Origin of the sequence: Streptomyces flaveolus (assembly GCF_014648815.1) — a bacterium.
GTDB lineage: Bacteria > Actinomycetota > Actinomycetes > Streptomycetales > Streptomycetaceae > Streptomyces > Streptomyces flaveolus.
The window spans coordinates 188,019-211,810 of the sequence record NZ_BMRV01000007.1; the positions used below are offsets into that span (position 1 = coordinate 188,019).

General features: G+C 72.8%; 20 protein-coding genes and 2 pseudogenes. 8 read left to right on the forward strand and 14 right to left on the reverse strand.

Annotated elements, in window-relative coordinates; translation table 11 throughout:
* Nucleotides 1-104 precede the first annotated feature (104 nt).
* Together IEZ05_RS18580 and IEZ05_RS18585 are read right to left on the reverse strand one after the other, a co-directional pair.
* A complete protein-coding gene (locus IEZ05_RS18580; protein WP_189231257.1) occupies nt 105-725 on the reverse strand; it encodes a dihydrofolate reductase family protein in 621 nt (206 codons plus the stop codon).
* Nucleotides 726-803: 78 nt separating this feature from the next.
* Nucleotides 804-1,259: a nuclear transport factor 2 family protein gene (locus IEZ05_RS18585; RefSeq protein WP_189231258.1), complete on the reverse strand. Its 456-nt coding sequence runs from the start codon at nt 1,257-1,259 to the stop codon at nt 804-806.
* Between the two features lie 359 nt (nt 1,260-1,618).
* On the opposite strand from IEZ05_RS18585, the gene IEZ05_RS18590 reads away from it, so the two are divergent.
* The 3 genes and pseudogenes from IEZ05_RS18590 to IEZ05_RS18600 all read left to right on the forward strand — a co-directional run.
* Nucleotides 1,619-3,178 (forward strand): APC family permease, encoded by a 1,560-nt coding sequence (locus IEZ05_RS18590; protein WP_189231259.1) that lies wholly within the window; start codon nt 1,619-1,621, stop codon nt 3,176-3,178.
* 49 nt (nt 3,179-3,227) lie between these two features.
* On the forward strand, nt 3,228-3,536 hold the full coding sequence (locus IEZ05_RS18595) for an amidohydrolase family protein (RefSeq protein WP_189231260.1): 309 nt from the start codon (nt 3,228-3,230) through the stop codon (nt 3,534-3,536).
* Nucleotides 3,537-3,595: 59 nt separating this feature from the next.
* A pseudogene (locus tag IEZ05_RS18600) lies at nt 3,596-4,105 on the forward strand (cytosine deaminase); the annotation flags it as partial.
* A 58-nt stretch (nt 4,106-4,163) separates the two neighbouring features.
* Here the strand turns inward: IEZ05_RS18600 and IEZ05_RS18605 are convergent.
* Nucleotides 4,164-5,054, reverse strand: coding sequence for an MBL fold metallo-hydrolase (locus tag IEZ05_RS18605; protein ID WP_189231261.1), 891 nt, complete (start codon nt 5,052-5,054; stop codon nt 4,164-4,166).
* A 331-nt stretch (nt 5,055-5,385) separates the two neighbouring features.
* Nucleotides 5,386-5,985, reverse strand: coding sequence for a DinB family protein (locus IEZ05_RS18610; protein ID WP_189231262.1), 600 nt, complete (start codon nt 5,983-5,985; stop codon nt 5,386-5,388).
* Nucleotides 5,986-6,022: 37 nt separating this feature from the next.
* Here IEZ05_RS18610 and IEZ05_RS18615 point away from each other — a divergent pair.
* A pseudogene (locus tag IEZ05_RS18615) lies at nt 6,023-6,304 on the forward strand (dTDP-4-dehydrorhamnose reductase); the annotation flags it as partial.
* A gap of 285 nt (nt 6,305-6,589) precedes the next feature.
* Nucleotides 6,590-7,156: a dihydrofolate reductase family protein gene (locus tag IEZ05_RS18620; protein ID WP_189231263.1), complete on the forward strand. Its 567-nt coding sequence runs from the start codon at nt 6,590-6,592 to the stop codon at nt 7,154-7,156.
* Between the two features lie 113 nt (nt 7,157-7,269).
* Here the strand turns inward: IEZ05_RS18620 and exaC are convergent, their stop codons facing one another.
* The 5 genes from exaC to xylB form a co-directional block, all read right to left on the reverse strand.
* Nucleotides 7,270-8,793: an acetaldehyde dehydrogenase ExaC gene (gene exaC, locus IEZ05_RS18625; protein WP_189231264.1), complete on the reverse strand. Its 1,524-nt coding sequence runs from the start codon at nt 8,791-8,793 to the stop codon at nt 7,270-7,272.
* Nucleotides 8,794-8,928: 135 nt separating this feature from the next.
* Nucleotides 8,929-10,188, reverse strand: coding sequence for a GAF domain-containing protein (locus IEZ05_RS18630; protein ID WP_189231265.1), 1,260 nt, complete (start codon nt 10,186-10,188; stop codon nt 8,929-8,931).
* A gap of 108 nt (nt 10,189-10,296) precedes the next feature.
* Nucleotides 10,297-10,905 carry an N-acetylmuramoyl-L-alanine amidase gene (locus IEZ05_RS18635; RefSeq protein WP_189231266.1) on the reverse strand — a complete coding sequence of 203 codons (609 nt, stop codon included), beginning with the start codon at nt 10,903-10,905 and terminating at the stop codon, nt 10,297-10,299.
* Between the two features lie 385 nt (nt 10,906-11,290).
* Nucleotides 11,291-12,502, reverse strand: a complete 1,212-nt coding sequence (locus IEZ05_RS18640; protein ID WP_189231267.1) for an ROK family transcriptional regulator — start codon at nt 12,500-12,502, stop codon at nt 11,291-11,293.
* A 238-nt stretch (nt 12,503-12,740) separates the two neighbouring features.
* Nucleotides 12,741-14,186: a xylulokinase gene (gene xylB / locus IEZ05_RS18645; RefSeq protein WP_189231268.1), complete on the reverse strand. Its 1,446-nt coding sequence runs from the start codon at nt 14,184-14,186 to the stop codon at nt 12,741-12,743.
* Between the two features lie 196 nt (nt 14,187-14,382).
* Between xylB and xylA the strand changes: the two genes are divergently transcribed.
* Together xylA and IEZ05_RS18655 are read left to right on the forward strand one after the other, a co-directional pair.
* A complete protein-coding gene (gene xylA / locus IEZ05_RS18650) occupies nt 14,383-15,546 on the forward strand; it encodes a xylose isomerase (RefSeq protein WP_189231269.1) in 1,164 nt (387 codons plus the stop codon).
* 147 nt (nt 15,547-15,693) lie between these two features.
* A complete protein-coding gene (locus tag IEZ05_RS18655) occupies nt 15,694-16,137 on the forward strand; it encodes an NUDIX hydrolase (RefSeq protein ID WP_229869751.1) in 444 nt (147 codons plus the stop codon).
* Between the two features lie 117 nt (nt 16,138-16,254).
* Here the strand turns inward: IEZ05_RS18655 and IEZ05_RS18660 are convergent, their stop codons facing one another.
* Together IEZ05_RS18660 and IEZ05_RS18665 are read right to left on the reverse strand one after the other, a co-directional pair.
* Nucleotides 16,255-17,553 (reverse strand): SWIM zinc finger family protein, encoded by a 1,299-nt coding sequence (locus IEZ05_RS18660; RefSeq protein WP_189231270.1) that lies wholly within the window; start codon nt 17,551-17,553, stop codon nt 16,255-16,257.
* Nucleotides 17,550-20,474 carry a DEAD/DEAH box helicase gene (locus IEZ05_RS18665; RefSeq protein ID WP_189231271.1) on the reverse strand — a complete coding sequence of 975 codons (2,925 nt, stop codon included), beginning with the start codon at nt 20,472-20,474 and terminating at the stop codon, nt 17,550-17,552. Before IEZ05_RS18665 ends, IEZ05_RS18660 begins: the two co-directional genes overlap by 4 nt.
* A 203-nt stretch (nt 20,475-20,677) precedes the next feature.
* Between IEZ05_RS18665 and IEZ05_RS18670 the strand changes: the two genes are divergently transcribed.
* The gene (locus tag IEZ05_RS18670; protein WP_086731275.1) at nt 20,678-20,860 is read left to right on the forward strand and encodes a hypothetical protein; all 183 of its coding nucleotides are present in this window, start codon (nt 20,678-20,680) and stop codon (nt 20,858-20,860) included.
* 4 nt (nt 20,861-20,864) lie between these two features.
* Here the strand turns inward: IEZ05_RS18670 and IEZ05_RS18675 are convergent, their stop codons facing one another.
* The 3 genes from IEZ05_RS18675 to IEZ05_RS18685 form a co-directional block, all read right to left on the reverse strand.
* The gene (locus IEZ05_RS18675) at nt 20,865-22,253 is read right to left on the reverse strand and encodes a tannase/feruloyl esterase family alpha/beta hydrolase (protein WP_189231272.1); all 1,389 of its coding nucleotides are present in this window, start codon (nt 22,251-22,253) and stop codon (nt 20,865-20,867) included.
* Nucleotides 22,254-22,402: 149 nt separating this feature from the next.
* Nucleotides 22,403-23,317, reverse strand: a complete 915-nt coding sequence (locus IEZ05_RS18680) for a hypothetical protein (RefSeq protein WP_189231273.1) — start codon at nt 23,315-23,317, stop codon at nt 22,403-22,405.
* A 140-nt stretch (nt 23,318-23,457) separates the two neighbouring features.
* Nucleotides 23,458-23,754 carry a hypothetical protein gene (locus IEZ05_RS18685; protein WP_189231274.1) on the reverse strand — a complete coding sequence of 99 codons (297 nt, stop codon included), beginning with the start codon at nt 23,752-23,754 and terminating at the stop codon, nt 23,458-23,460.
* Nucleotides 23,755-23,792: the final 38 nt, after the last annotated feature.

Sequence of the window (23,792 nt, forward strand, 5' to 3'; positions counted from 1 at the left end):
GAACCACACCGTCCTCACCCCCACGCGGTACCCGAAGAGTCACCGGGCAAGCACCGCAGGCCCCGCCGAGTGAGGGTCGGGGGCGCGCGACGGCGCCCGTCGGCTCAGCCCAGCACGCGGTAGGTCACGTGGGTGACCAGGCTCGCCGGACGCGACGTCACCTGCTCCAGGTGCAGCGGCGGGACGCCCTCGAACAGCCGCGTGCCGGCGCCGAGCGTGAGCGGCACGATGTGCAGCCGCAGCTCGTCGATGAGGCCGGCGGCGAGGTACTGGTTGACGGTGGTCGCCCCGCCGTGGACCAGCACATCTCCGTCACCGGCCGCCGCACGTGCCCGGGCCAGCGCCGACGCGATGCCGTCGGTGACGAAGTGGTACGTCGTCCCGCCGGCCATCGGCTGCGGCTCGCGCGGGTGGTGGGTGAGCACGAACACCGGCGCGTGGAACGGCGGATCGTCGCCCCACCAGCCGTTCCACCGCCGATCCCACGCACCGCGCACCGGGCCGAACATGTTGCGCCCCATGATGAACGCCCCGGCGGCGGACAACCGGTCGAGCTCGGCCCGGTTCTCGTCGGGAGTGTCGAACATCCAGGCGTGCAGCGCGGCCCCCGATCCGTCGCCGCCGTCCTCACCGAACGGCCGTTCCTCGGTCTGGTGGAGCCCGGCCGCATACCCGTCGACCGAGACCGTGATGTCGCAGATCACCCTGCCCGTGCGTGTGGTCATTGCCGTGCCCTCCGCGCTCACCGGACGAACAGATCGGTTCCCCTCCCGCATCCTCACCCCTGGCCGGGGGCCTGGGCCTCAGCGGGCCTCACCCGGCTCCTTCGTGTCGAACGCCCGGGCGACGGCGAGGCTGTCCTCGTAGACATGGTGCCGGGTGACAAGGCCGTCCTCGACCGTGAGGTGCAGCGCGAACCGGGCCCGATAGGCGTGTCCGGTGGAGCGGGCGGTCTGACGGATCTCGCCGAGGACGACCGCGTCCCGGCCGTCGACGAGAATGCGCTCGATCTCGGTCGCCGCGCGCCCGGGCACATGGTGCTCGGCGAGCTCGCGATAGTGGGCGGCGACATCGGCGCGGGTCGAACGGTGCCGGATCCACGGGGTGGCGGTCCGGCCGTGCTCGGCCTCCGGCCAGTCCAGTTTCCAGTCGCACGGTTCGGCGTACAGGGCGGCGATGCTCTCCGGATCGCCCCCGCCGATCCGGAGCAGCAACTCCTCCACGACGGTGCGGGTGGGCGCGGGCGTGGCTGTGGGCACGACTCATCACTCCGATCCGGTGTCCGCGTCCGGTCGACGCGGTCAGGTCGGCATTCTTGTCGGCGCCGACGGGAGACAGCCATTACCTCCCGGGTAAGGGTGCGGAGGGGGCGCCCGGGTCCGGGTGTGACGCGGATCGCACGGAAGACTCCGAGCGTCGCAAATCGGACAGTGATGCGGTAACCGAATATCGGACAGTCGTCGCTCACGCTTTGGAACGAGCGACCGGTATGAGCGATCGACCTTTGAAAGTGAGGGCATTTCATTGATCGACTGCGCGAACTCCAGGTTGCTCGGGCGTCTCTTAGCTCACCTCAAGCGGCCGCACCACGGAAAACGCAGGATTTAACGTCTTGTTCATGACTCAGCTGGACACGCGCTCCCCGGGCCCCGCGAAAGAAGGCGGCGCCCCTGCCGACGGCATGCGCAGCAAGGGCCTGGGCGGCAATTCCGTGGGCCTGCTGGGCAGCGCGGTCATCGGCGTCTCCACCGTGGCCCCGGTGTACTGCCTCACCTCGACGCTCGGCTCCACCGCCGGCGAGGTCGGCGTGCAGATGCCCGCCGTGTTCCTCGCCGGCTTTCTGCCGATGCTGCTGGTCGCCTTCGCCTACCGCGAGCTGAACAAGGCCATGCCCGACTGCGGCACCTCGTTCACCTGGACGGTCAAGGCATTCGGCCCGCGCGTGGGGTGGATGTGCGGCTGGGGCCTGGTCATCGCCACGATCATCGTGCTGTCGAACCTGGCCGGCGTGGCCACCTCCTACTTCTGGCTGCTCGCCGGCGAGATCACCGGCAGCGACTCGGTGGCGGCGCTCGACGGGAACAAGGCCGTCCACATCGTGACCTGTCTGGCGCTCATCGCCCTCGCCACCGTCATCAGCTATCGCGGCATGACGGCGACCAAGGGCCTGCAGTACACCCTGGTGGCGCTGCAACTGGTGGTCCTGGCGGTCTTCGTGGTCATGGCTTTCACCAAGGCCGGAGGCGCCGACTTCCCGACCTCGACCCACTTCTCCTGGTCGTGGCTGAACCCCTTCGCCGTCCAGTCGTTCGCGGCGTTCACGGCCGGCCTGTCCCTGTCGATCTTCATGTACTGGGGCTGGGACGCGTGCCTCACCGCCAATGAGGAGACCAGCGGCAGCAGCCGCACGCCGGGCCGTGCGGCGCTCGTCGCCATGGTCGTGCTCGTCGGCTCGTACCTGGCGACGGGCGTCGCGGCACAGATGATCGTGGGCTCCGGCGACCAGGGCCTCGGACTCGCGAACCCCGAGACCTCCGACAACGTCTTCGCCGCCCTCGCCGGCCCCGTCATGGGCCCCGTGCTGGGTGTCGCGCTGTTCGTCGCGGTCCTCGCGTCGGCCGCGGCCAGCCTCCAGACGACGTTCATCCCGGTGGCCCGCACGGTCCTCGCCATGGCGACGTACGAGGCGCTGCCCGCCTCATACGCCCAGGTCCACCCGCGCTACCGCACCCCGGGCCGCGCCACCGTCACCGCGGGCGTCGCGACCGGCGTCTTCTACACGGTGATGACACTGGTCAGCGAGCACGTGCTGGTCGACACGATCTACGCGCTGGGCCTGATGATCTGCTTCTACTACGCGCTGACGGCCTTCGCCTGCGCCTGGTACTTCCGTGCCGATCTCCTGAAGTCCGGACGCGATCTCGTGTTCAAGGGGGTCTTCCCCCTCCTCGGCGGAGTGCTGCTCACGGCGGTCTTCGCCAAGACGCTCGCCGACATGTGGGACCCCGCCTACGGGAGCGGATCGTCCGTGCTCGGCGTCGGCTCGGTGTTCGTGATCGGCGTGGGCCTGCTCGCCCTCGGTGTGGTGATCATGAGTGTGATGCGCCGGCGGAGCCCCGCCTTCTTCCGGGGCGAGGTGCTCACCAAGTCGACGCCCGCCCTGGTCGCCGAGGACTGAGCCGGGCCCCGCGGCTCTCGCCGTCGCTGGGGGCGAAGCCGTCCGCCACGTGGGCGTGTCGGCACGCAGGGCCTCCAGGTCCCGCACAGCCGTGGTCACGGGCACGGACTCGTCCGGCGGAGAGGTGACGCCCATCGGACGCGAGATCGAGTTGATGCACGCCGCCGGGCTGTCGCCGCTCGACGCGATCCGCACCACCACCGTCGACGCGGCACGGCTGCTGGGAGTCTCCGGCTCCGTCGGCCGGCTGGCCCCCGGCTGCGCGGGCGACGTCCTCGTCGTCGACTCCGATCCGTTGAGCGATGTCTCGGCGCTGTCCCGGCCCGTCGGCGTCGTGCGCGCCGGCCGGATCTGCTGAACCAGTCCCGCGGCACACTCCCCGCCCTTCCCGTCGCTCCCCGCTGTCAACGAGTCCACATGACGCCTCCTTCCTCCTCGCCGTCCCGGCGTGCCGTGCTCGCGACCGCGGCCACCGCGGCGGCCGGCGGTACGGTGCCCTCCGCGGACGCGGCAGCGGCCTCCGCCGATGAACGCAAGCGCCCCCGCAAGACGGTGGTCTTCCGGAACGTGCGGCCCTTCGGAGCCCTGCGACCCGTGGACCTCACGGTCGTCGACGGCCGTATCAGCGACCGACCCGCGCCCGGGGGAGCGCACGTGATCGACGGCGGCGGCCGTATCGCCCTGCCGTCCCTGGTCGACGCGCACATCCACCCGGACAAGACGTCGTGGGGCGGCTCCTGGGGGTCGCGCAGGCCCGCGGACACCATCGCGGACTACGTCGTCGCGCAGGACGTGGAGCTGTTCGCGAGCCAGAGCCGGAGCGTCGGCGAACGGGCGTACCGGCTCATGGCGCACGCCGTGACCCGGGGCACCCGCGCGATGCGCGCACACGCCGACGTCGCTCCCGCCTACGGACTGGCCGGCCTCGGACGCCTCGTCCGCCACGACGCCTGAGACGCTGCCGCGCCGGCGAGGCCGCGCAGGGCTATGTCGCGCGGAATCTTCCCGGCTCGACCTCCGTGACCCGTCCCGTGCCGATCAGCCGGTCCAGGTGCTGCACCGCGGTCCGGCGCTCGACCGGCTCCACGTGCGGGCCCTCGACATGGGGACGGTAGACCAGGCGGTGCCCGGTGATCTCCTCGACGGTCCGCGGTTCGTCGAGGAAGGCCAGGAGGGCCGCGTCACGCCTCGCCGTCACCCCGGCGAAGTCGTCGAGCCGCCTGGAGAACTCCGTGGCCCCCTCGATCACGCCCTTCTGATGAGCCGTGCCGTACCAGCGGACACCGATCTCGCGGCATCGGCGCATGGAGGACTCGAAGTCGGTGAGACTGCTGCCGACGTCTCCGTAGTACGGACCGAACGATGTCAGGTCGATGTCCGCCACGAAGAGGAAGCCGTCCGGCTCGATCAGGAAGCCGCTGTGTCCCGCCGTGTGGCCCGGGAGGTGCACGACGGTCACGGTGCGGCCGCCGAGGTCGAACACCGTGCCGTCCTCGAACCCCGTGGCATCGGGGCGATCGAGCACGTGGAAGTGGTCGCGCAGCATCGTGCGGGTGCGCTCTGCCGCGTCCGCGGGGAGGCCGTAGCCCTCGACCATGACCTCGCGTGACCGCAGCGCGGCCAGGTCCTCCTCGTGGACGTGCACGGGCACGTCGTAGTCGGCGAGACCCGCGACGTGGTCCTCGTGCGCGTGGCTCACGAGGACCACGTCCGCGGGCGGGGCCGTTCCGACGAGCGACAGCGACGGGTCGATGACCAGTGTCTCGGCGGTGCCGCGCACGAGTACGGAGTTGGCGTAGGGGTAGGCGCCCAGGTCGGCGCCCACCAGCACGGTCACCCCGCCGTAGTTCGTCTCCGTGTATCCGGTGGTGAGCAAGGTCGGCACTCCTTCGTCCGTGGGGTGGGCCCGGGGGACAGTGTGCCCCGGGAAGGCGCCCCAGGAGGCGACGGTGGTGAGACAGCCGACTCCGGTCCAGGCGTTCAACGCGACCGTCCCGTAGCGGAGTTCGGGGCGGGGCAGGCGTCATGCCTTTCTGGGATCCCTGGGAGGCGCGCATCGCCGCCGACGCTGCGGAACCCCCTCGGGCCGATCCACCTGGCCGGCGATCACCCACTCGACATGCCTTCGCTCGCCGACGCAGCGACCTCGGGCGAGAACACGGCGAAGGCGGTCCTCGCGAGCCTGAAGCCCTGTCCTCGATTCCACGCTAGCGATCTTCACCGCCTCGACCCCGGCCTGCGGCTGACCTGGCGGCCTGCTCGATCTTCGCACGGTAGGCGGCACGGGCTTCCTCGTCGACCTGCTGCTCGTTCTCGGCGCGCACTCCGGTCCGGCCGTCGAGGCCCTCGCGCAGGATGTCGGCGTGCCCGGCATGCCGGATGGACTCGCCGAGGACGTGGACCATGACGGCGAACAGGTTCGTGTTGGGACAAGTCCCCGGCCACCACGGCACGTGGCCGGGGGCGTCGAGGGGCAGCTCGTTGATCGTCGCGTCCGAATGTTCCCACGTGCGCCGGTAGAACCCGGTGATCCGATCGCGGGTCTCGTCCTCGGTCGCCCACTGATCGCTGCCGTCGGAGTCCTGCCACCGGGACAGCGATTCCGGGGAAGGGCGGTCGAAGACCTCGCCGAAGTATCTGGCCTCGACGGTGGCCACGTGTTTGACGAGGCCGAGGAGGTTGGTCCCGGTCGCCGTCAAAGGTCTGCGGGCGTCGTACTCGGACAGGCCGTCGAGTTTCCAGAGCAGCGCCTCGCGGTCCCGCCGCAGTCTCCCGTGCAGGATGTCCTTCGCGAATTCATCGACCATGCTGCATGAACCTTCCATGGGCTGTTCGTGGTCTCAAGTCCGCTGCCCGGTACACGTCGAAGACCTGGCCGCTGCCTTGTGGGAGATCGCGCTGTCCGCCGCGGCTGGAGTGTTCCACCTCGCCGGGCCGGACGCCCTGAGCCGTCACGAACTCGGTGTGCTCATCGCCCGACGCCAAGGATTCGACGGCGCGCGGCTGCCCGCCGGGCGACGAGCCGACACCTCCCTGCCCGGGGGCCTCGACATACGCCTCGACAGCCGCGCAACGCAGGAGCGGTTGCGGACCAGGCTCCGCGGGGCCCGCGAGTTCCTTCGTTGAGTGCGCGGTGCCAACCCTCGGCCGGTCGCGGGCCGCGCCGATGCGCGCAGGCTGGTGAGTTGCGATACCCGCGCAGGTCGGTCAAGCCAGTAGCGGAAGGCATAGCTCATCCCCCTGTTGGACCAGGGCGGCAAGGAAACCCCCTCCGGCATCCGCACCGGAGACCGTCCATGAGCCATGGTGGCCTGAGCACGAGGACTACCGGCAGGCCGAGATCGCGCACCGACGAGTTACCCGCGCCGCGCTGGTCTCCATGCCGGACACCCACGGACGGAAGGCCGGCCCATGCGGAAACTGATCTACGGCATGAACCTGACCCTGGACGGCTACATCGCCGCGGCCGGCGACGACATCGGCTGGAGCGGGCCGCCGAGCCACGAGCTGTTCCAGTGGTGGCTGGAGCACGAGCAGGCGAGTGGCCTGTCGCTGTACGGGCGCAAGCTGTGGGAGACGATGAGCTCCTACTGGCCGACCGGCGACCAGCAGCCCGACGCCACCCCGGCGCAGATCGAGTTCGCGCGGAACTGGCGGGACACGCCGAAGGTGGTGTTCTCCTCGACGATCGACGAGGTCGACTGGAACACCCGCCTGGTCACCGGCGACGCGATCGCCGAGATCACCCGGCTCAAGGCCGAGGACGGCGGCCCCATGAACATCGGCGGCGCAACGCTCGCCGGGGCGGCGATGCGCGCCGGGCTGATCGACGAGTACGCGATCGTCACCCATCCGGTCCTGGCGGGCGGCGGCACGCCGTTCTTCACCGCGCTGGACGGCTGGGTGAACCTGAACCTGATGGAGACGCGGACGTTTCCCGACGGCGTGGTCCTGACCCGGTACGAGACGAGGCGCTGAGCGGCAGCAGCCCACGCGCCGGGGACTGTCTCCCGGTGATGTGCCCACCGAGCCCCGGGGGAGCCATCCGGCGAAGCGCCGGATGGCTCCCGCCGTCACTCACGGGACAACCCTCAGAAGAAGCCCAGCTTCTTCGGCGAGTACGACACCAGCAGGTTCTTCGTCTGCTGGTAGTGCTCCAGCATCATCCGGTGGTTCTCCCGGCCGATCCCCGACTGCTTGTAGCCGCCGAACGCGGCGTGCGCCGGGTAGGCGTGGTAGCAGTTCGTCCAGACGCGTCCCGCCTGGATCGCCCGGCCCGCGCGGTACGCGGTGTTCATGTCGCGGGTCCACACCCCGGCGCCGAGGCCGTACAGCGTGTCGTTGGCGGTCTTGATCGCGTCGTCGAAGTCGTCGAAGGACGTGACCGACACGACCGGGCCGAAGATCTCCTCCTGGAAGATCCGCATGCGGTTGTGGCCTTCGAAGATCGTGGGCTGGACGTAGTAGCCGCCCTTCAGTTGGCCCTCGTGCTCGAAGCGTTCGCCGCCGGTGAGGACCTTGGCGCCCTCCTGCCGGCCGATGTCCAGGTAGGAGAGGATCTTCTCCAGCTGGTCGTTGGACGCCTGGGCGCCGATCATCGTGTCGGTGTCCAGCGGGTGGCCCGGTGTGATCAGCTCGGTGCGGGCGACCGCGGCCTCCATGAACTCGGCGTAGGTGCCGCGCTGGATCAGCGCCCGGGACGGGCAGGTGCACACCTCGCCCTGGTTGAGCGCGAACATCGTGAAGCCCTCGAGCGCCTTGTCGCGGAAGTCGTCGTCCCGCGCCCAGACGTCGTCGAAGAAGATGTTCGGCGACTTGCCGCCGAGTTCCAGCGTGACCGGTTTGATGTTCTCCGAGGCGTACTGCATGATCAGCCGCCCGGTGGTGGTCTCTCCGGTGAACGCCACCTTCGCCACCCGCGGGCTCGACGCGAGCGGCTTGCCCGCCTCCACCCCGAAGCCGTTGACGACGTTCACGACACCCGGCGGCAGCAGGTCCGCGACCAGGCTCAGCCAGTAGTGGATCGAGGCCGGGGTCTGCTCGGCGGGCTTCAGGACCACCGCGTTGCCGGCGGCGAGAGCGGGAGCGAGCTTCCAGGTCGCCATCAGGATCGGGAAGTTCCACGGAATGATCTGCGCGACCACGCCCAGCGGCTCGTGGAAGTGGTACGCGACGGTGTCGTCGTCGACCTCGCCGATCGAGCCCTCCTGCGCGCGGATCGCGCCCGCGAAGTAGCGGAAGTGGTCGATGGCGAGCGGGATGTCGGCCGCCAGCGTCTCGCGCACCGGCTTGCCGTTCTCCCAGCTCTCGGCGACCGCCAGGCGTTCCAGGTTCGCCTCCATGCGGTCCGCGATCTTCAGCAGAATGCCGGAACGCTCGGTCACCGACGTGCGGCCCCAGCCCGGGGCGGCCCCGTGCGCCGCGTCGAGCGCCCGCTCCACGTCCTCCTCCGTACCGCGCGCGATCTCCGTGAACGGCTGCCCGTTCACCGGGGACGGGTTCTCAAAGTACTGCCCGCGCACCGGCGGCACGTACTCGCCGCCGATGAAGTGGTCGTAGCGCGACTCGTAGGAGACGATCGCGCCCTCGGTGCCGGGCGCCGCGTAACGGGTCATCCTGGTCTGCCTCCCTCATCGTGCGCTGCCCGCCGTTGGACAGCTCTTTGGGAGGCTAGGGAGAGCGACGTTGCGGGGACGTTGCGTGAGCGGCCGCGGCCCAGGGCCGGCGCCCGGCCGCGCGCCGACATGCCGTCACCACGCGCGCGGCGCCGCCAGCTCGGACTCCAGCGCGGCGAGCCGGGACAGCACCGCGGCGGTGGGCCGGACCGCGGCCAGCGCACGCCAGACGTCCAGGTCGTCCTCACCCCACGGCGCATGCGCCCAGTCGGCCAGGAGGTCGGGGTCACGGCAGGCGATCAGCGCGGTGCGCAGGCCGTCGGCCAGCCGGCGCCGGTGCCGTGCCACCGCCGGGGCCTGGGAACCGGGCAGCAGCGGACCGGCGTACGCCGCCGCGGCCGCCGTCACGCCACCGGCCCGCAGCCGGCGCTCGACCACGGCGACGTCGGACTCGACGGGCATCGTGAGCCGGTACGGGCGGGACGCCAGCACCCCCGGACCCAGCACCCCCCGCAACCGCGCCAGTTCGGCTCGCAGGGTCACCGGAGGCACCGTCTCGTCCTCGTACAGCGCGCACAGCAGCTCGTCGCCGGTCAGACCCTCCGGATGCTGCGCCAGCAGCACCACGATCTCGCTGTGCCGGCGGCTGAGCCGGACCCTGCTGCCGCCGCGGCTCAGCAGCGCCTCGTCACGGCCCAGCGCGGTCAGTTCGGCGGTGCCGGCGGCGGGCCGCTCCGGTGTCAGCAGGGCCAGCTGGGACTCCGCGGCGCGCGCCACGGCTTGGACGAAGCCCAGGCTGTGCGGATGCGCCAGCCCGTTCCCGCCCGTGATGTCCACGGCGCCCAGTACCCGCCCGGTGCGCGGATCGTGCACCGGAGCCGCCGCGCACGTCCACGGCTGTACCCGCCGGATGAAGTGCTCGGCCGCGAATACCTGTACCGGGCGGCCCACGGCCACCGCCGTGCCCGGCGCGTTCGTCCCCACCGCGGACTCCGCCCACCGGGCACCCGGCACGAAGTTCATCCGCCCCGCCCGCCGCCGGGTGGCCGGATGGCCCTCGACCCACAGCAGCCTGCCGTGCGCGTCGCACACCGCCAGCAGATGCTCGCCGTCGGCCGCGAACGCGCCGAGCAGTTCACGGAACAGCGGCATCACCCGTGCCAGCGGGTGCTCGGCGCGGTAGGCGCCCAGGTCACCGTCCATGAGTTCCACGCTCGCGGTGCCGTCCGGGCCGACACCCGCCCGGACGGACCTCCGCCACGACTCCGCCACCACGGCGCGCACGGGCCGCGACACCGTGCCCGCCTCGGTGAACGTCTCGTGCGCGCGGCGCAGCGTCCGGGCGCGCTCGACGGGATCGGCCCCAGGTTCCAGAGCCAGCCACGAATCGGTCAACTCGGCCTCCCCGGAGAGCGATACGACGGTGACATCGTCACTCCGCGGGTGGGCGCGGACAACCACTTCGACCGGCCCGATCACCCGAACGTGGCCGTCCGCCGCCCGTCAGGCGAAGTTGACCAGTCTGATGTACCGGGTCCAGTCCCACAGCGGTCCCGGGTCCGTGTGGTCGCTGCCCGGTACCTCGTGGTGTCCGATGATGTGGGCGCGGTCCTTGGGGATGCCGTACGTGGTACAGATCGCCGCGGTGAGCCGAGCCGACTGCTGGTACAGGGCATCGGTGAAGTACTCCGGCCGGTCCACCCAGGCCTCGTGCTCGATGCCGATGCTGCGGGTGTTGTAGTCCCAGTTCCCTGCGTGCCAGGCGATGTCGGACTCGAGGACGCACTGTGCGACGTGCCCGTCGGCGGACCGGACGACGTAGTGGGCGGACACCTGTTTGTCAGGGTTGCGGAAGATGGAGAGCGTGTCGGCGTACGTCTCCTGCGTGACGTGGACGACCACGTAGTCGAGAGGATAGGTGAGGGGGCGACTCGACCGGCTGTAGTTGGCCGTGTTCGCCGGCTGCCACTCGGCTGACGGGTAGTCGACGTCGGCCAGGGGCCTCGCGGCGGCTCGCGTGCCGGACAGCAGTGCGGAGGAGACGGTGGCGAGCGCGGCGCCCTGGAGGAGCCGCCGCCTGGTCGGGGAAGGTGTTGCCCTTTCCGTTTCCACGGGGAGGACCGCCTTTCGTGGGTGGGGGGTGGTGCGCGGGTGGGGGTGCGCGGTTCCACGGCGCGGCGCCGTGTCGCACACGGTTGCCAACGGTGAGGCGACGGCTTGGTTGCGAGGAGCGGGGCCGAACGCCGAGGAGCGGGCCGAGCGTCGCGGTGCCCCTGTGTCGCGGTCACGAAGGGCTTCGCGTGAACCACCGTACGAGGCAGGCGGGTTGGGCATAAGAGTGCGTCGCGGTCCGGTGGACGACCGCGGTTTTGTGGATACGGCGCTCACTCGTTCGAGTGAGCGCCGTGGAACTCCGGGCGTAGCCGCCCGGCTCCTGGCGCACGCCGCCCCGCCCGGTCTCGGACCCGCCCCGGTCTCGGACCCGGTCGGCCTGGTCTCAGACCCGGCCGGCCACCGCGGCCGCCGGATCGTCCAGGACTCCCCGGATCACCGAGTGCGCCGCGCCGAGCAGCGGTCCCTGCGGGCCGAGCTCCGACACGGACACGGGGCAGGCCGGGCCGGCCGTCCGCCGGGCCAGCTCGTCCCGCAGGGACGGCAGCAGCCAGGGCGCGAGCCCGGCCAGGGCGCCGCCCAGCACCACGCTCTCGGGGTCCAGCAGGTTGACCGCGCCGGTCAGCGCGATACCGAGCGCGGTCCCCGCCTCGCGCAGCGCGCGTCGTACGCCCTCGTCACCCTCGGCGGCGCGCCCCGCGAGCAGCCCGACACGGTCCTCGCCCGGTTCCACACCCGCCGCGCGCAGCACCGCCTTCTCACCGGCGTACTGCTCCAGGCAGCCACGCCCCCCGCAGGCGCACTCCGGCCCGTCGGGATGCACCGGCATGTGTCCCAGCTCGCCCGCGAAGCCCCGGGTTCCGCGCAGCAGGCGCCCGTCGACGACCACGGCCGCACCGATGCCGATCTCGGCGGAGACGTGCAGGAAGTCCCGCGGGGTGCCGTCACCGAGCCACAGCTCGGCGAGCGCGCCGAAGTTGGCCTCGTTGTCCACGGTCAGCGGCACGTCGGAGGGCAGCAGCGCGCCGAGGTCGGCGTCGTGCCAGTCGAGGTTCGGGGCGTGGACGACGGTCCGCCCGTCCCGTGCCACCAGACCCGGCACGGCCACGGCCAGTCCGGCCGGCCACAGGCCGTCCGCCTCCGCCTCCGCGGTGACCGTCCGCACCAGGCCGGTGAGCTGCTCGACGACCGGCTCGAGCGAGCGGCCGCGATTGCTGCCGTACCGCACGGCCCGCGCCCGTACCCGGCCGCGCAGGTCGACCGCGCAGACCGCGAGGTGGTCGACGCCGACCTCCGCGCCGATCCCGGCCGGACCCCGCGCGCTGACGGCGAGCGCGGATCCGGGCCGGCCCACCCGCCCCGGACGTTCGGGACCCAGCTCCTCCAGCAGGCCCGACCGGATCAGCTCGTCCACGAGCGTCGACACGGCCGCGCGCGTCAGCCCGATCCGCGAGGCGACGGCCGCCCGGGACAGCGGGCCCTCGGCGCTGACGGTGTGCATCACCCGGGAGAGGTTGCGGCGGCGCATGCCCTGCTGGGTGTCCGGCAACGCACGCCCTGGGCGGGTCGGACGCGCTTCGTGCGGGGGTGCGGTCATGCCTCCGTCAGTCCTCGGTCGTCATGTGCGCTGCTCGGTCTGTGCTCGTCGGTCGTTCGGACGGTCTCGGCCGCCCCGGCCCACCGCTCGTCCGGGGACGAGCGGTGGACGCCTCGGCCGGGGACCGGCGGAGCGCCCGCGGCGGAACGGCCCCGCCTGGTGTGCGCCCGAAGGCGTCCCGCGGGGACGGCCCCTGACCGTGCCCGTCCGTGACGCCACCGCCCGCGCGAGCACGTCGTCAGCGGGTGCTCCCGTCCCGCTCCAGGAGCGGCGCCGCGTCGGAGACTACCCCGGCGATCCTGGCCAGCGTCGCCTCGTCCCGTTCCACGGCATCGAGCACCGGCCCGGCGGCCGTGTTCCAGCGCCGGGCGACCGCCGCGGGATCCTCCCCGGTGAGCAGGCCGGCCGCCTGTGCCGCGGCGCCGAGCGCCACCAGCTCCCTGGCCTCGGGGATCTGGACGGGACGCCCCGAGAGGCGACGCACGGTCTGCTGCCACGCCGTCCCGCGTGCGCCGCCGCCGATCAGCAGCAGCGGCGCGGAAGGGTCCGCGTCCGCGTCGAGGACCAGGTCGAGGGCGCCGAGCAGCGAGTGGACGGCGCCGTCGTACGCGGCCTGGAGCAGCTGTCCGGCGGTCGTGTCGTGGCGCAGCCCGTACAGCAGGCCGGAGGAGTGCGGCAGGTTGGGAGTGCGTTCGCCGTCCAGATAGGGCAGGAGCGTGACGTCCGTGCCGGGTTCGACGGCCTCCCGGTCCAGGCCCAGCAGGGCCGCCACGCGGTCGACGGCGAGCGTGCAGTTCAGGGTGCAGGCCAGTGGGAGCCAGTCGCCACGCGCGTCGGCGAAGCCCGCCACGGTGCCGGTCGGGTCGGCGGGCCTGCGCCGCGACACGGCGTACACCGTGCCGGAGGTGCCGAGGCTCATCACCGGCACGCCGGGGCGCACCCCGAGGCCGAGCGCGGCAGCCGCGTTGTCGCCGGTGCCGCCCGCGACCAGGGTGCCCTTGCTGAACGGCAGGTCGTGGCTGTCACGCACGGTGCCGGCCACCTCGCCGGGCCGGACCATGCGGGGCAGCAGCGCCGGATCGAGTCCCACGCGCGCGAGGGTCTCCTCGTCGTACGCCTCCGTCCCGGACGCCCACCAGCCGGTGCCGGACGCGTCACCGCGGTCGGTGGTCCCCTCGCCGGTGAGCCGCTCGGTGAGGTAGTCGTGGGGGAGCCGTACGGCCTTGACGGCGCGGACCGCCTCCGGCTCGTTCTCGGCCAGCCAGGCCCACTTGGTGACGGTGAAGGAGGCGCTGGGCACGCTGCCGGTGCGCTCCGCCCAGGCCTTGGCCCCGCCCAGCTCCTCGATCAGACGGCGGGCCTGCGGTGCCGAGCGCACGTCGTTCCAGAGCAGGGCCGGGCGTACCGGGTCGCCCGCGGCGTCCAGTGTGACGAGGCCGTGCTGCTGCCCGCCGATCGACACGGCGGCGGCCTCACGGGCCGCGTCGCCGCACTGGTCCAGGGCCGTGCGCAGGGCGTCCCACCACTGTCGCGGGTCGCTCTCGCGGCCGGCGCCGGAGGACACCGTGTGGGGTGCCTGGCCGCTCGCGATGACCCGGCCGGTGGCCGCGTCGACGACCAGCGCCTTGGTGGACTGGGTGGACGTGTCCACGCCGACGACAAGCGGACCCTCGGCTGCTGACATCGGGCTACTCCCTCTTCCGGGGCTCTGCGGCTCTGTGGCTCAGACCGGTCTGAGCTGGGGTTCTGCGGCGGTCCCGGGTCGCTGAGACCCGACACGATCCGTCGGGGACACCGTGTTCCCTTCCCGGGACCGCGTGTGCATACTAATTTGTAAACCGCCATGACGAAATAGCCGTCAGCGAGCAAGGAGCCGTGGAATGAACTACCAGCCCACTCCCGAGGACAAGTTCACGTTCGGTCTGTGGACGGTCGGCTGGCAGGGCCGGGACCCGTTCGGTGACGCCACCCGTCCGGCCCTGGACCCCGTCGAGTCCGTGCAGCGGCTGGCCGAGCTGGGCGCGTACGGAGTCACGTTCCACGACGACGACCTGATCCCGTTCGGCTCGAGCGACACCGAGCGGCAGGCCACGGTCAAGCGGTTCCGGCAGGCCCTGGACGCGACGGGCATGAAGGTGCCGATGGCGACGACGAACCTGTTCACGCACCCGGTGTTCAAGGACGGCGCCTTCACCGCCAACGACCGGGACGTGCGCCGTTACGCGCTGCGCAAGACGATCCGCAACATCGACCTCGCGGTGGAGCTGGGCGCGTCGGTGTACGTGGCCTGGGGCGGCCGCGAGGGTGCGGAATCCGGGGCCGCCAAGGACGTGCGCGACGCGCTCGACCGCATGAAGGAGGCCTTCGACCTGCTGGGTGAGTACGTCACCGGGCAGGGCTACGACATCAAGTTCGCGATCGAGCCGAAGCCGAACGAGCCGCGCGGTGACATCCTGCTGCCCACCGTCGGACACGCGCTGGCGTTCATCGAGCGGCTGGAGCGTCCGGAGCTGTACGGCGTGAACCCCGAGGTCGGCCACGAGCAGATGGCCGGGCTGAACTTCCCGCACGGCATCGCGCAGGCCCTGTGGGCGGGCAAGCTGTTCCACATCGACCTCAACGGCCAGTCCGGCATCAAGTACGACCAGGACCTCCGCTTCGGCGCCGGCGATCTGCGTGCCGCGTTCTGGCTCGTCGACCTGCTGGAGCGGGCCGGGTACGCGGGACCGCGGCACTTCGACTTCAAGCCGCCGCGGACCGAGGACTTCGACGGGGTGTGGGCGTCGGCCGCCGGCTGCATGCGCAACTACCTCATCCTCAAGGACCGGGCCGCCGCCTTCCGTGCCGACCCGGCCGTGCAGGAGGCCCTGGCCGCGGCCCGCCTGGACGAGCTCGCCCAGCCCACCGCCCCCGACGGGCTCAAGGGCCTCCTCGAGGACGCCACGGCCTTCGACACGTTCGACGTCGACGCCGCCGCGGCCCGGGGCATGGCCTTCGAGCAGCTCGACCAGCTCGCCATGGACCACCTCCTCGGCGCCCGCTGAGCGCTCCCGGCTCCGAGAGACCGCTCCGGCCCTGTCCCACCGCACGGGGCGAGTGCCGGAGCGGTCGCCGCCACGTCTGTGTCGTGGCCTCCCGGACGCCTCGCTCCCGGGCGCCTTCGCTCCCGGCCGTCTGCGAGGATGACGGACATGGCACAAGAGCGTGGAGTGATGGTTGCCCCGGGCTCCGGTGAGGGAGAGCCGCTTGCCGTCGTGGCGGCGGCGATCGTGCGACAGGGGCGGCTGCTGGTCGTGAGCAGGCGGGCCGCCCCCGACGTCTTCTACCTGCCCGGAGGCAAACCCGACGCGGACGAGACGCCGTTGGAGGCCCTGGTCCGCGAGCTGGACGAGGAGCTCGGCGTCGAGCCACGGCAGCCCCGCCTGCTGGCCCGGGTCGACTCTGTCGCGGTCCTGGAGCGGGTGCCGATGCGGCTGACTCTGTTCGAGGCGCACATCGACCGGCCGCCCCGGCCCGCGGCCGAGTTGGCGGACATGAGGTGGATCTCCGGACACGAGGACGACATCCGGCTCGCACCCGCGGTCACCGACCACGTCCTGCCACTGCTCCGGGAGGCCGGTTCCCTGGCTCCGTAGCGGCCGGGACAGCCCCCGGACCCGGCTCGCGGCCCGGCGGACCAGTCCCGCCGAGCCGCGCGGCGACCGTACGGACGCCGGCGCCCGACGTCCGTACGGCGGGGCGCGGTTACGGCATCACGGTTCGTCCCCGGCCGCGAGTGCCGCCGAGGCCAGGGCCGTCGCCGGGTCCTGGGCCGGACCGCTCACGGGAACCCAACGGCCCCCTTCTTCCCGGAACGGCCACCAGCGGCCGTCGCGGTCCAGGCGGAGCTGATGCGGCGAACCGACGACCGTCCAGCGGTTGTCACGCGCCAGCAGGGACGGTTTCTCGTCCGCCTCCCATGCCGAGTCCAGCGCCGCACACGCGCGTGCCAGCGCGTCGCCCCGCACCGTCCACTCCTCCTCCAGCACCGACAGCGCCGCCGCGCCCCCCAGCCGCCACGCGCGCACGGCGGCGGTCAGCGCCTCGTGGTCGCGCCCCGAGCCGTCGCCGAGACGCCCCCGAACGACCGGTCCGGGGTCGCCCGCGGCCAGGCGTACGGCGTCCTGCGCGGCCGTCGGCTCCACGCCGACCGCCTGTCGGTCGTGCCCGCCGCGCAGGGCCTCGGCGAGCAGGCGATGCGCCTGCGCCGCGGTACGGGAGGCCAGGAAGGCCAGCGCCGCCCGGTCGACGCCGGACGGGGGAGGCGTCTCCGTGTCCAGGGCGGGCGGTTCACCCGGCCCGTCCGGAAGGAGGGGCGGCGCGGGCAGCGGCGGCAGGAAGTACCCCGACGCGTATGCCTCGGCGGCGTCCACCCCTTCCGGCCGGGAAGCCGTCACCTCACCGGGCGTACGGCCGCGTGTCTGCAGGGCGGACAGCACGGCGCTCTCGCCCCGCCCGCGCATCAGCAGCAGGACCAGAGGGTCCTGGTCCAGCAGCCGCGCCACCTGGTAGCAGAGCGCCGCGGTGTGCCCGCAGTGGTCCCAGGCGCCGCAGTCGCACTCCGGTTCCAGATCGCCCAGGCCGGGCAGCAGGTCGATGCCCGCCGACGCCGCGTCCTCGACGAGATGCGGGGGCATCTCCCCGTCCAGCAGCGCCGCGACATGACCGGACCGCTCGACCGTCATGTCGACAAAGCGGTCCCACTGCTCGTCGGACAGTTCCGCCAGCAGGACGTCGGCGCGGTGCGCCGTGCGGTCCCGGTCCTTGACCACCGCCGTGATGCGACCCGGCCGCACCGAGACCGCCCCCACCGCTCCCGCGCGCGCGAGGCGCCGACCGGCCTTCACCTGCGCCCCGTCCACGGCCGCGTCCTCCAGGGCCTTCAGCCAGGCATGCCCCCACCAGGTCTGCGCGAACCCCTTGCCGTGCACGGGCGGCAGCGGGATGAACGTCCGCTCCTCGCCGCCGCTGTCGCCACCGTCGAATCCGTCGTCGCCGTCGTACCGCGTCATCGCGCACCTCCGCGCAGGTCGACCAGATCGGCCAGTTCCGCGTCCGTCAGTTCCGTGAGCGCCGCCTCGCCCGCTCCCAGCACCGAGTCGGCCAGCGCGCTCTTGCGGCTCAGCAGGGCCGCGATGCGGTCCTCGACGGTCCCCTCGGCGATCAGCCGGTGCACCTGCACCGGCCGGGTCTGGCCGATGCGGTGGGCGCGGTCGGTGGCCTGGGCCTCGACGGCCGGATTCCACCAGCGGTCGTAGTGCACGACGTGCTCCGCGCGCGTGAGGTTCAGTCCGGTGCCCGCCGCCTTCAAGGACAGCAGGAAGACGGGGACCTCACCGTCCTGGAACCGCCGTACCAGCGACTCCCGTTCGGTGACGGACGTCCCGCCGTGCAGGAACAGCGACGGCACGCCGCGGGCGGCCAGATGCTGTTCGAGGAGCCGTGCCATCTGCACGTACTGGGTGAACACCAGCACGCTCGCCTCTTCAGCGAGGATCGTGTCGAGCAGCTCGTCCAGCAGCTCCAGCTTCCCGGAGCGGCCCGCGATCCCCGGACCGCCGGAACGGTCCTCCTTGAGGTACTGCGCCGGGTGGTTGCAGATCTGCTTCAGACTCGTCAGCAGTTTCACGATCAGACCCCGCCGCGCCATGCTGTCGGCCCCGGAGATCTCCGCGAGCGCCTCGCGCACCACCGCCTCGTACAGGCCCGCCTGCTCCGCGGTCAGCGACACGGGATGGTCGGTCTCGGACTTCGGCGGCAGTTCGGGAGCGATTCCCGGGTCCGACTTGCGGCGCCGGAGCAGGAACGGACGGACGAGCCGGGCCAGCCGCTCCGCCGCGGCCGGGTCCTGGCCGCCCTCGACCACCTGCGCGTAACGCCTGCGGAAGGTGCCGAGCCGGCCCAGCAGTCCCGGAGTGGCCCAGTCCAGGATGGCCCACAGCTCCGAGAGATTGTTCTCCACGGGGGTGCCGGTGAGCGCCACGCGCGCGCGTGCGCCGATGGAACGCAGCTGCCGCGCGGTCTCCGAGTAGGGGTTCTTCACGTGCTGGGCCTCGTCCGCCACGACCATGCCCCACTCCGAGGCGGCCAGCCGTTCCGCGTCCAGACGCATGGTGCCGTAGGTGGTGAGCACGAACTCGCCGTCGGCCAGGTCCGCCAGGTCGCGCCGGGGGCCGTGGAAGCGCCGCACGGGTGTGCCGGGGGCGAACCGCTCGATCTCGCGCTGCCAGTTGCCCATCAGGGACGTCGGACAGACGACCAGCGTGGGTCCGGCGGCCGACGCGTCGGTCTGCCGGTGCAGGTGCAGGGCGATCAGCGTGATCGTCTTGCCGAGGCCCATGTCGTCGGCGAGACAGCAGCCGAGGCCCAGCGACGTCATGCGGGCCAGCCAGTTCAGGCCCCGCCGCTGGTAGTCGCGCAGCGTCGCGGCGAGGGCGGCCGGCTGGGGGACGGTGTCCTGCCCCTCGGGATCGGCGATCCGCTCCCGCAGGGCCGCCAGCCATCCGGTGGGCCGCACCTCGACGCGGCGGCCGTCGACCTCCGTCGAGCCCGTCAGGGCCGCGGCGAGTGCGTCGACGGGCGTGACCTTGTGGTCCTGCCGAGCGCGGGCCCGGCGCACCTCCTCGGGGTCGACGAGGACCCACCGGTCGCGCAGCCGGACCACGGGCCGGTTGGCCTCGGCGAGCCGGTCCAGCTCGTCGCGCGTGAGCCGCTCGTCGCCCAGGGCGAACCACCAGTCGAAGGCGAGCAGCGCGTCGGCGGACAGGAACGACGGCCCGCCGTCCCCGGCGGCGGCGCCCGGCCCCGGTTCGCCGTCGGACGGTCCGACCTCCGCGCGGGTGGTCAGGTCACGGGACAGCTCCCGCGGCCAGTGCACGTCGACGCCGGCGCCGGCGAGCGCGCGGGTGCCCGCTCCGAGGAGCTCGGTGACCTCCTCGTCGGCGAGTTCGACGGCTTCCGGTACGGCGGCCGACAGCAGCGGGGACAGCGGCGGCCAGGCCCGTGCCGCGCGGCGCAGCGCGAGCAGGGTGTCCATCCGCGCGCGCGTGCCGAACGCGTCGCCCACGGCGCCGGACCACACCTCGGCGATGTCCGCGACGCGCGCGGGGTCGCTCACGCTGTGCACCTGCGGCACGGCCCGGAACGCCGGCGACGCGTCCCCGGAGGCGGCCGGCAGGTCTCGTACCTCGACGCGCAGCGACAGTCGTACGCCCGTGTCGTGTCCCGCGGCGACGTCGGCGGCCCAGGCGCGCAGCTCGGGCAGCTTCCGCGGCTCCGCCGCCGCGTAGGCGGGGCCGCCCGTCACCAGTGTGGCGGCGGGGGAGCGGGGGAGTGTGTCGGCGACCGCGTCCAGGAAGGCGCGCACCAGCCGTTCCGGGTCCGGCAGCCGCGGCGGCTCGGCGTCGTCCACCGGCACCGCGTGCGCCTCGGGAGGCATGGCGGCGGCGAGGTGGCGGATCCGTTCGGTCTCCCGCGCGTCCAGCGGCCCCACGCGCCAGGCGTCGTGGTCGGTCTCGGACAGACCCGGCAGTAGCCGCCCCAGTGCCACCAGATGCAGGGCTTCCACGGCGGCGGCGCCCCAGAACACGGCCGCCCGGTGGCCGGACGCACGGGCACGCGCGCGCGTGAGGACCGGCAGTGCCTCCCGGACCGGCAGCAGGACGGCGGGCACGTGCGCCCGCTCCACGCCGTCGCCGTCCGGTACCACGACCGTCAGGTCCGCGACGGATGCCGACGGGACGTGCGGCGGGTCCTCACCGTCGGGTCGCCAGAAGGCGACCCTGCCGGTACGGGCCGGATCGCCGGGCACGAACACGGCGCAGCACTGGGCTAGTTCTGACGTGGGGAAGGTGGTTGCCGGGAGAGCCGTCTGCGCAGCGATGGCGTATTCCTCAAATTTGACTAGTGGGAGTTGCGGTCGCCGATTGTACATGAGTGGCGATGTCGCGGGTGTCGCTTCGCTGTGTTGTGGGTCACCATTCGAGGGGAGGCGCAGCGGGCGCCGTCTCCGCCGGCTTCTCGGGGTCGTGTCGGGGTCCGGTCTCAGGGGTCTCTCAGGGGCGAGGTACGGAACCGCGGGAGGCGCGGGCCCGTTTCCAGGACAGAGAGCGGCAGTGGCCGCGAAGGAGGCGCACCATGTCGAAGAACGCCAAGATCGCCGCGGGGGGTGTGGCGGCCGGACTCATCCTGCTCATCTGGCTGCCCTGGTGGGCCGCCCTGCTGATAGTCCTCGGAGTCCCGGCCGCCGCGTACCTGACGCTGGACCCCTCGCAGCGCCGCAGGCTGCGCCGCGTCACGCGCAAGGAGCTCGGTCGCTGAGGCGCTAACGCCGCGCCGAGGCGTCGTCGGTCAAGCCGCAGGAGTTGACCACGTCGCCGTCCGCCGGCCTGCCGACCGTGTGGTCGGCGGGCGGCGCGGTGCCCCGCTCCACCCATCCGGTCAGGGCGTCGAACGCCGACCGGAAGCAGGGCAGGATCGGACGCAGCTCCGCGGGACGGGTGTCGTGGAGCCCGTCCACGTGGGTGCCGCCCCGGACCGTGTAGTAACGGTGCAGTCGGCCTCGCCCGCTCGCGTCGATCATGCGCGCGTACACGTCGGAATCGGCGCTCTTGGGCAGCAGGGCGTCGAGGTCGCCGTGCAGCGTGATCAGCGGCTTCCCGATGCGCCCCGTCAGGGCCACCCGGGCCACGGCGCGGTGGACGGACGCGGGACGCGCGGCGTAGTCGTACGTCGCGTCGGCCGGACACGGCGCCAGGATCTCCTCCAGTGAGGACCCGGCCGACGGACCGGGGCAGGCGGGATCGTAGGCCGGGTCGAACTCCGCGCGGTAGATCTTCTGGGTCAGGCCCCAGTAGGCCTTCTCGTGGTACGGCCACAGGAACTCGGAGCCGCGTGCGAACCCCGCCGCGTACATGTCCTCGTCCCGTGCCCCACCGAGGGAGTGGGCCACCGCCGTGGGCAGGGAGGTGAGCAGGTTGGGGCCGTCCGCCGTCCACAGCGCGCCCTCCCAGTCCACGCCGCCGTCGTACAGCTCCGGATGGTTCTCCAGCTGCCAGCGGGTGAGGTAGCCGCCGTTGGAGATGCCGGTCATGTACGTGCGGCGCGGCGCGTGTCCGTAGCGCTGCGCCACCGCTCGCCTGGCGGCGCGGGTGAGCTGGGTGGTCCGCGCGTTCCACTCGGCGACCGCGTCCCCCGGCCGCGCACCGTCCCGGTAGAAGTCCACCCCGCTGTTGCCCTTGTCGGTCGCGGCGTAGGCGTACCCCTGTGCCAGGGCCCGGTCGGAGATCGCCTTGTCCGTCGCGTACTGCTTGCGCGTGCCCGGCGCGCCCGTCACGACGAGGCCGCCGTTCCAGTGGTCCGGCAGCCGGATGACGAACTGGGCGTCGTGCTGCCAGCCGTGCGTGGTGTTGAAGCGGGAGGAGTCCGGAAAGTAGCCGTCGACCTGGATCCCCGGGACCCCGGAGGGCGTGTGGGTGCCCGCGGCCGTCAGGCCGGCCTGGTCGGCCATGTCCGTGTACGCGGTGCCTGCCAGCCCGGTGGTCGTCAGGTCGGCGAGACAGGCGCTTCGCTGCAGGGCGGCGCCGGGCACCCGCACGCGCTCCTGGCGGGCGCAGTGCTCCCCGCCCTCCGTCGCACCGGCGGGGGACGGCCCGGTGAGCGCCGCCGCCGTCATCGCGGCGGCGAGCAACGGGACAGCACGGGACAGACGCATGGGAGAACCTCCAGAGGCGCGACGGGGGAGTGGAGCCCGATGGCCGCCCCATCGTGCGGGTCCACCCCGCCCTCATCCATGGGCCGGCGCCACATGGCAGGAGGGCTGCGTATGGAGGTCGAAGACAGCGGGGACGTGCCCCTCCGCGCTCAGCTGGGCCGGACGGCCATCTTGTCGAGGGCGTCCAGAAGGCCGGGCAGCTCCGGCCCCCGGCCCACCGGCAGCACCTCACCGGGTTCGTCGTCGAGCAGGACGAAGGCGATGTCGTCGGTCCTGGCCACGAGGGACCAGCCGGGGCCGTCGGCGCGCAGGGTCCGCGCGTCACCCGGCGCGAACGACGACCGGACCCGGCCGAGCGGCGGCGGCGTGTCGACGTAGGCGCGGGCTTCCGCCAGCACCCGCCGGACGCCGTCGTGTCCCGGGGCGCCGGCCGCGGCGGCGGCCCGCGTGACGGTGTCCGCAGCGTCCGCGGCGTCCACGTCCTCCGTATCCGCCCCACCCTCCTGTTCCGCACCGTCTCCCGGACCGGAGACCCCGGTGCCGTCCGCGGGCGGCACCGGGAAGTCGGCGTCGTCGATCTGCTCCCGCCACTGCGCCCACTGGAGCGCGATCTCGTCGGCCCCCAGGCGCCGCTGGGCGGGCCCCCACACCGTGGTGTCCGGCGGCGCCAGCGGGGGCCCGTCGGCCAGCTCGGGGCCCGGATCGTGCGGCGCGGGCACGCCCGGGGCCGCCACGGCGACCGCCAGGGGCCAGCCGGGCAGGGCGGTGACGACCGTACGCTCGTCCGGCGACAGGTCGTACTCCATCCCGCAGTCCCAGGAGGCCACGGCGACGGCGACCAGCGAGACGTCGTCGATGACGACGGTCCACCGGGCGCCGTCCCCGTCCTGGCCGAGCACCAGACCGTAGCCGTCGGCCAGCGGCGGGAGACCGAGCGCGGCGCACGCCTCCGGATAGTCGTCGCCCAGCACACTCGGGAACTTCGCCGGTGTCAGCAGCACCGCCGTGAGCACGTAGAGCGCATCGTCCGCGGCGGCGACGGTGTCCTCTTCCGTCCCTGCCATCCCAGCCTCCCCATCGGTTCGTCCAACGGCGCGCACCCTAGTGCGACCAGGAGGCCCTTGTCACGAGCCTCGCACCCGGCCGAGCTGCAGTTTTCCGGCTGGACGGGGGCGAATCGACCACGTTCGAGGGTCCGCGCGCGTCACACCGCCGGGAGCCCGAGCAGCGCACGGGCCACGTCCCGCGGCGACTCGCCGCGTTCCCGCGCGAGCGCGACGACCGCCCGGCACGCCAGCTCGTTCACCCCGAAGGACAGGGCCTCCGGTGACACCCAGCCCGCCGCCTCGTCGATGCCCTCCTGGTCGTCGTCCGCACACGCCGAGACGTACGCGGCGGCGGCCTCGAAGAGATTGTGCGAGCGTGTGTCCCTCTGCGCCTTCTCCTCGGTGCGCCGGGCGTCGACCCATCTGCCCCAGGCCCTGCGGGTCCTGCCGAACATGCTGACCACCCTCCCCTGTCATTGCGCTGGCCGATCGT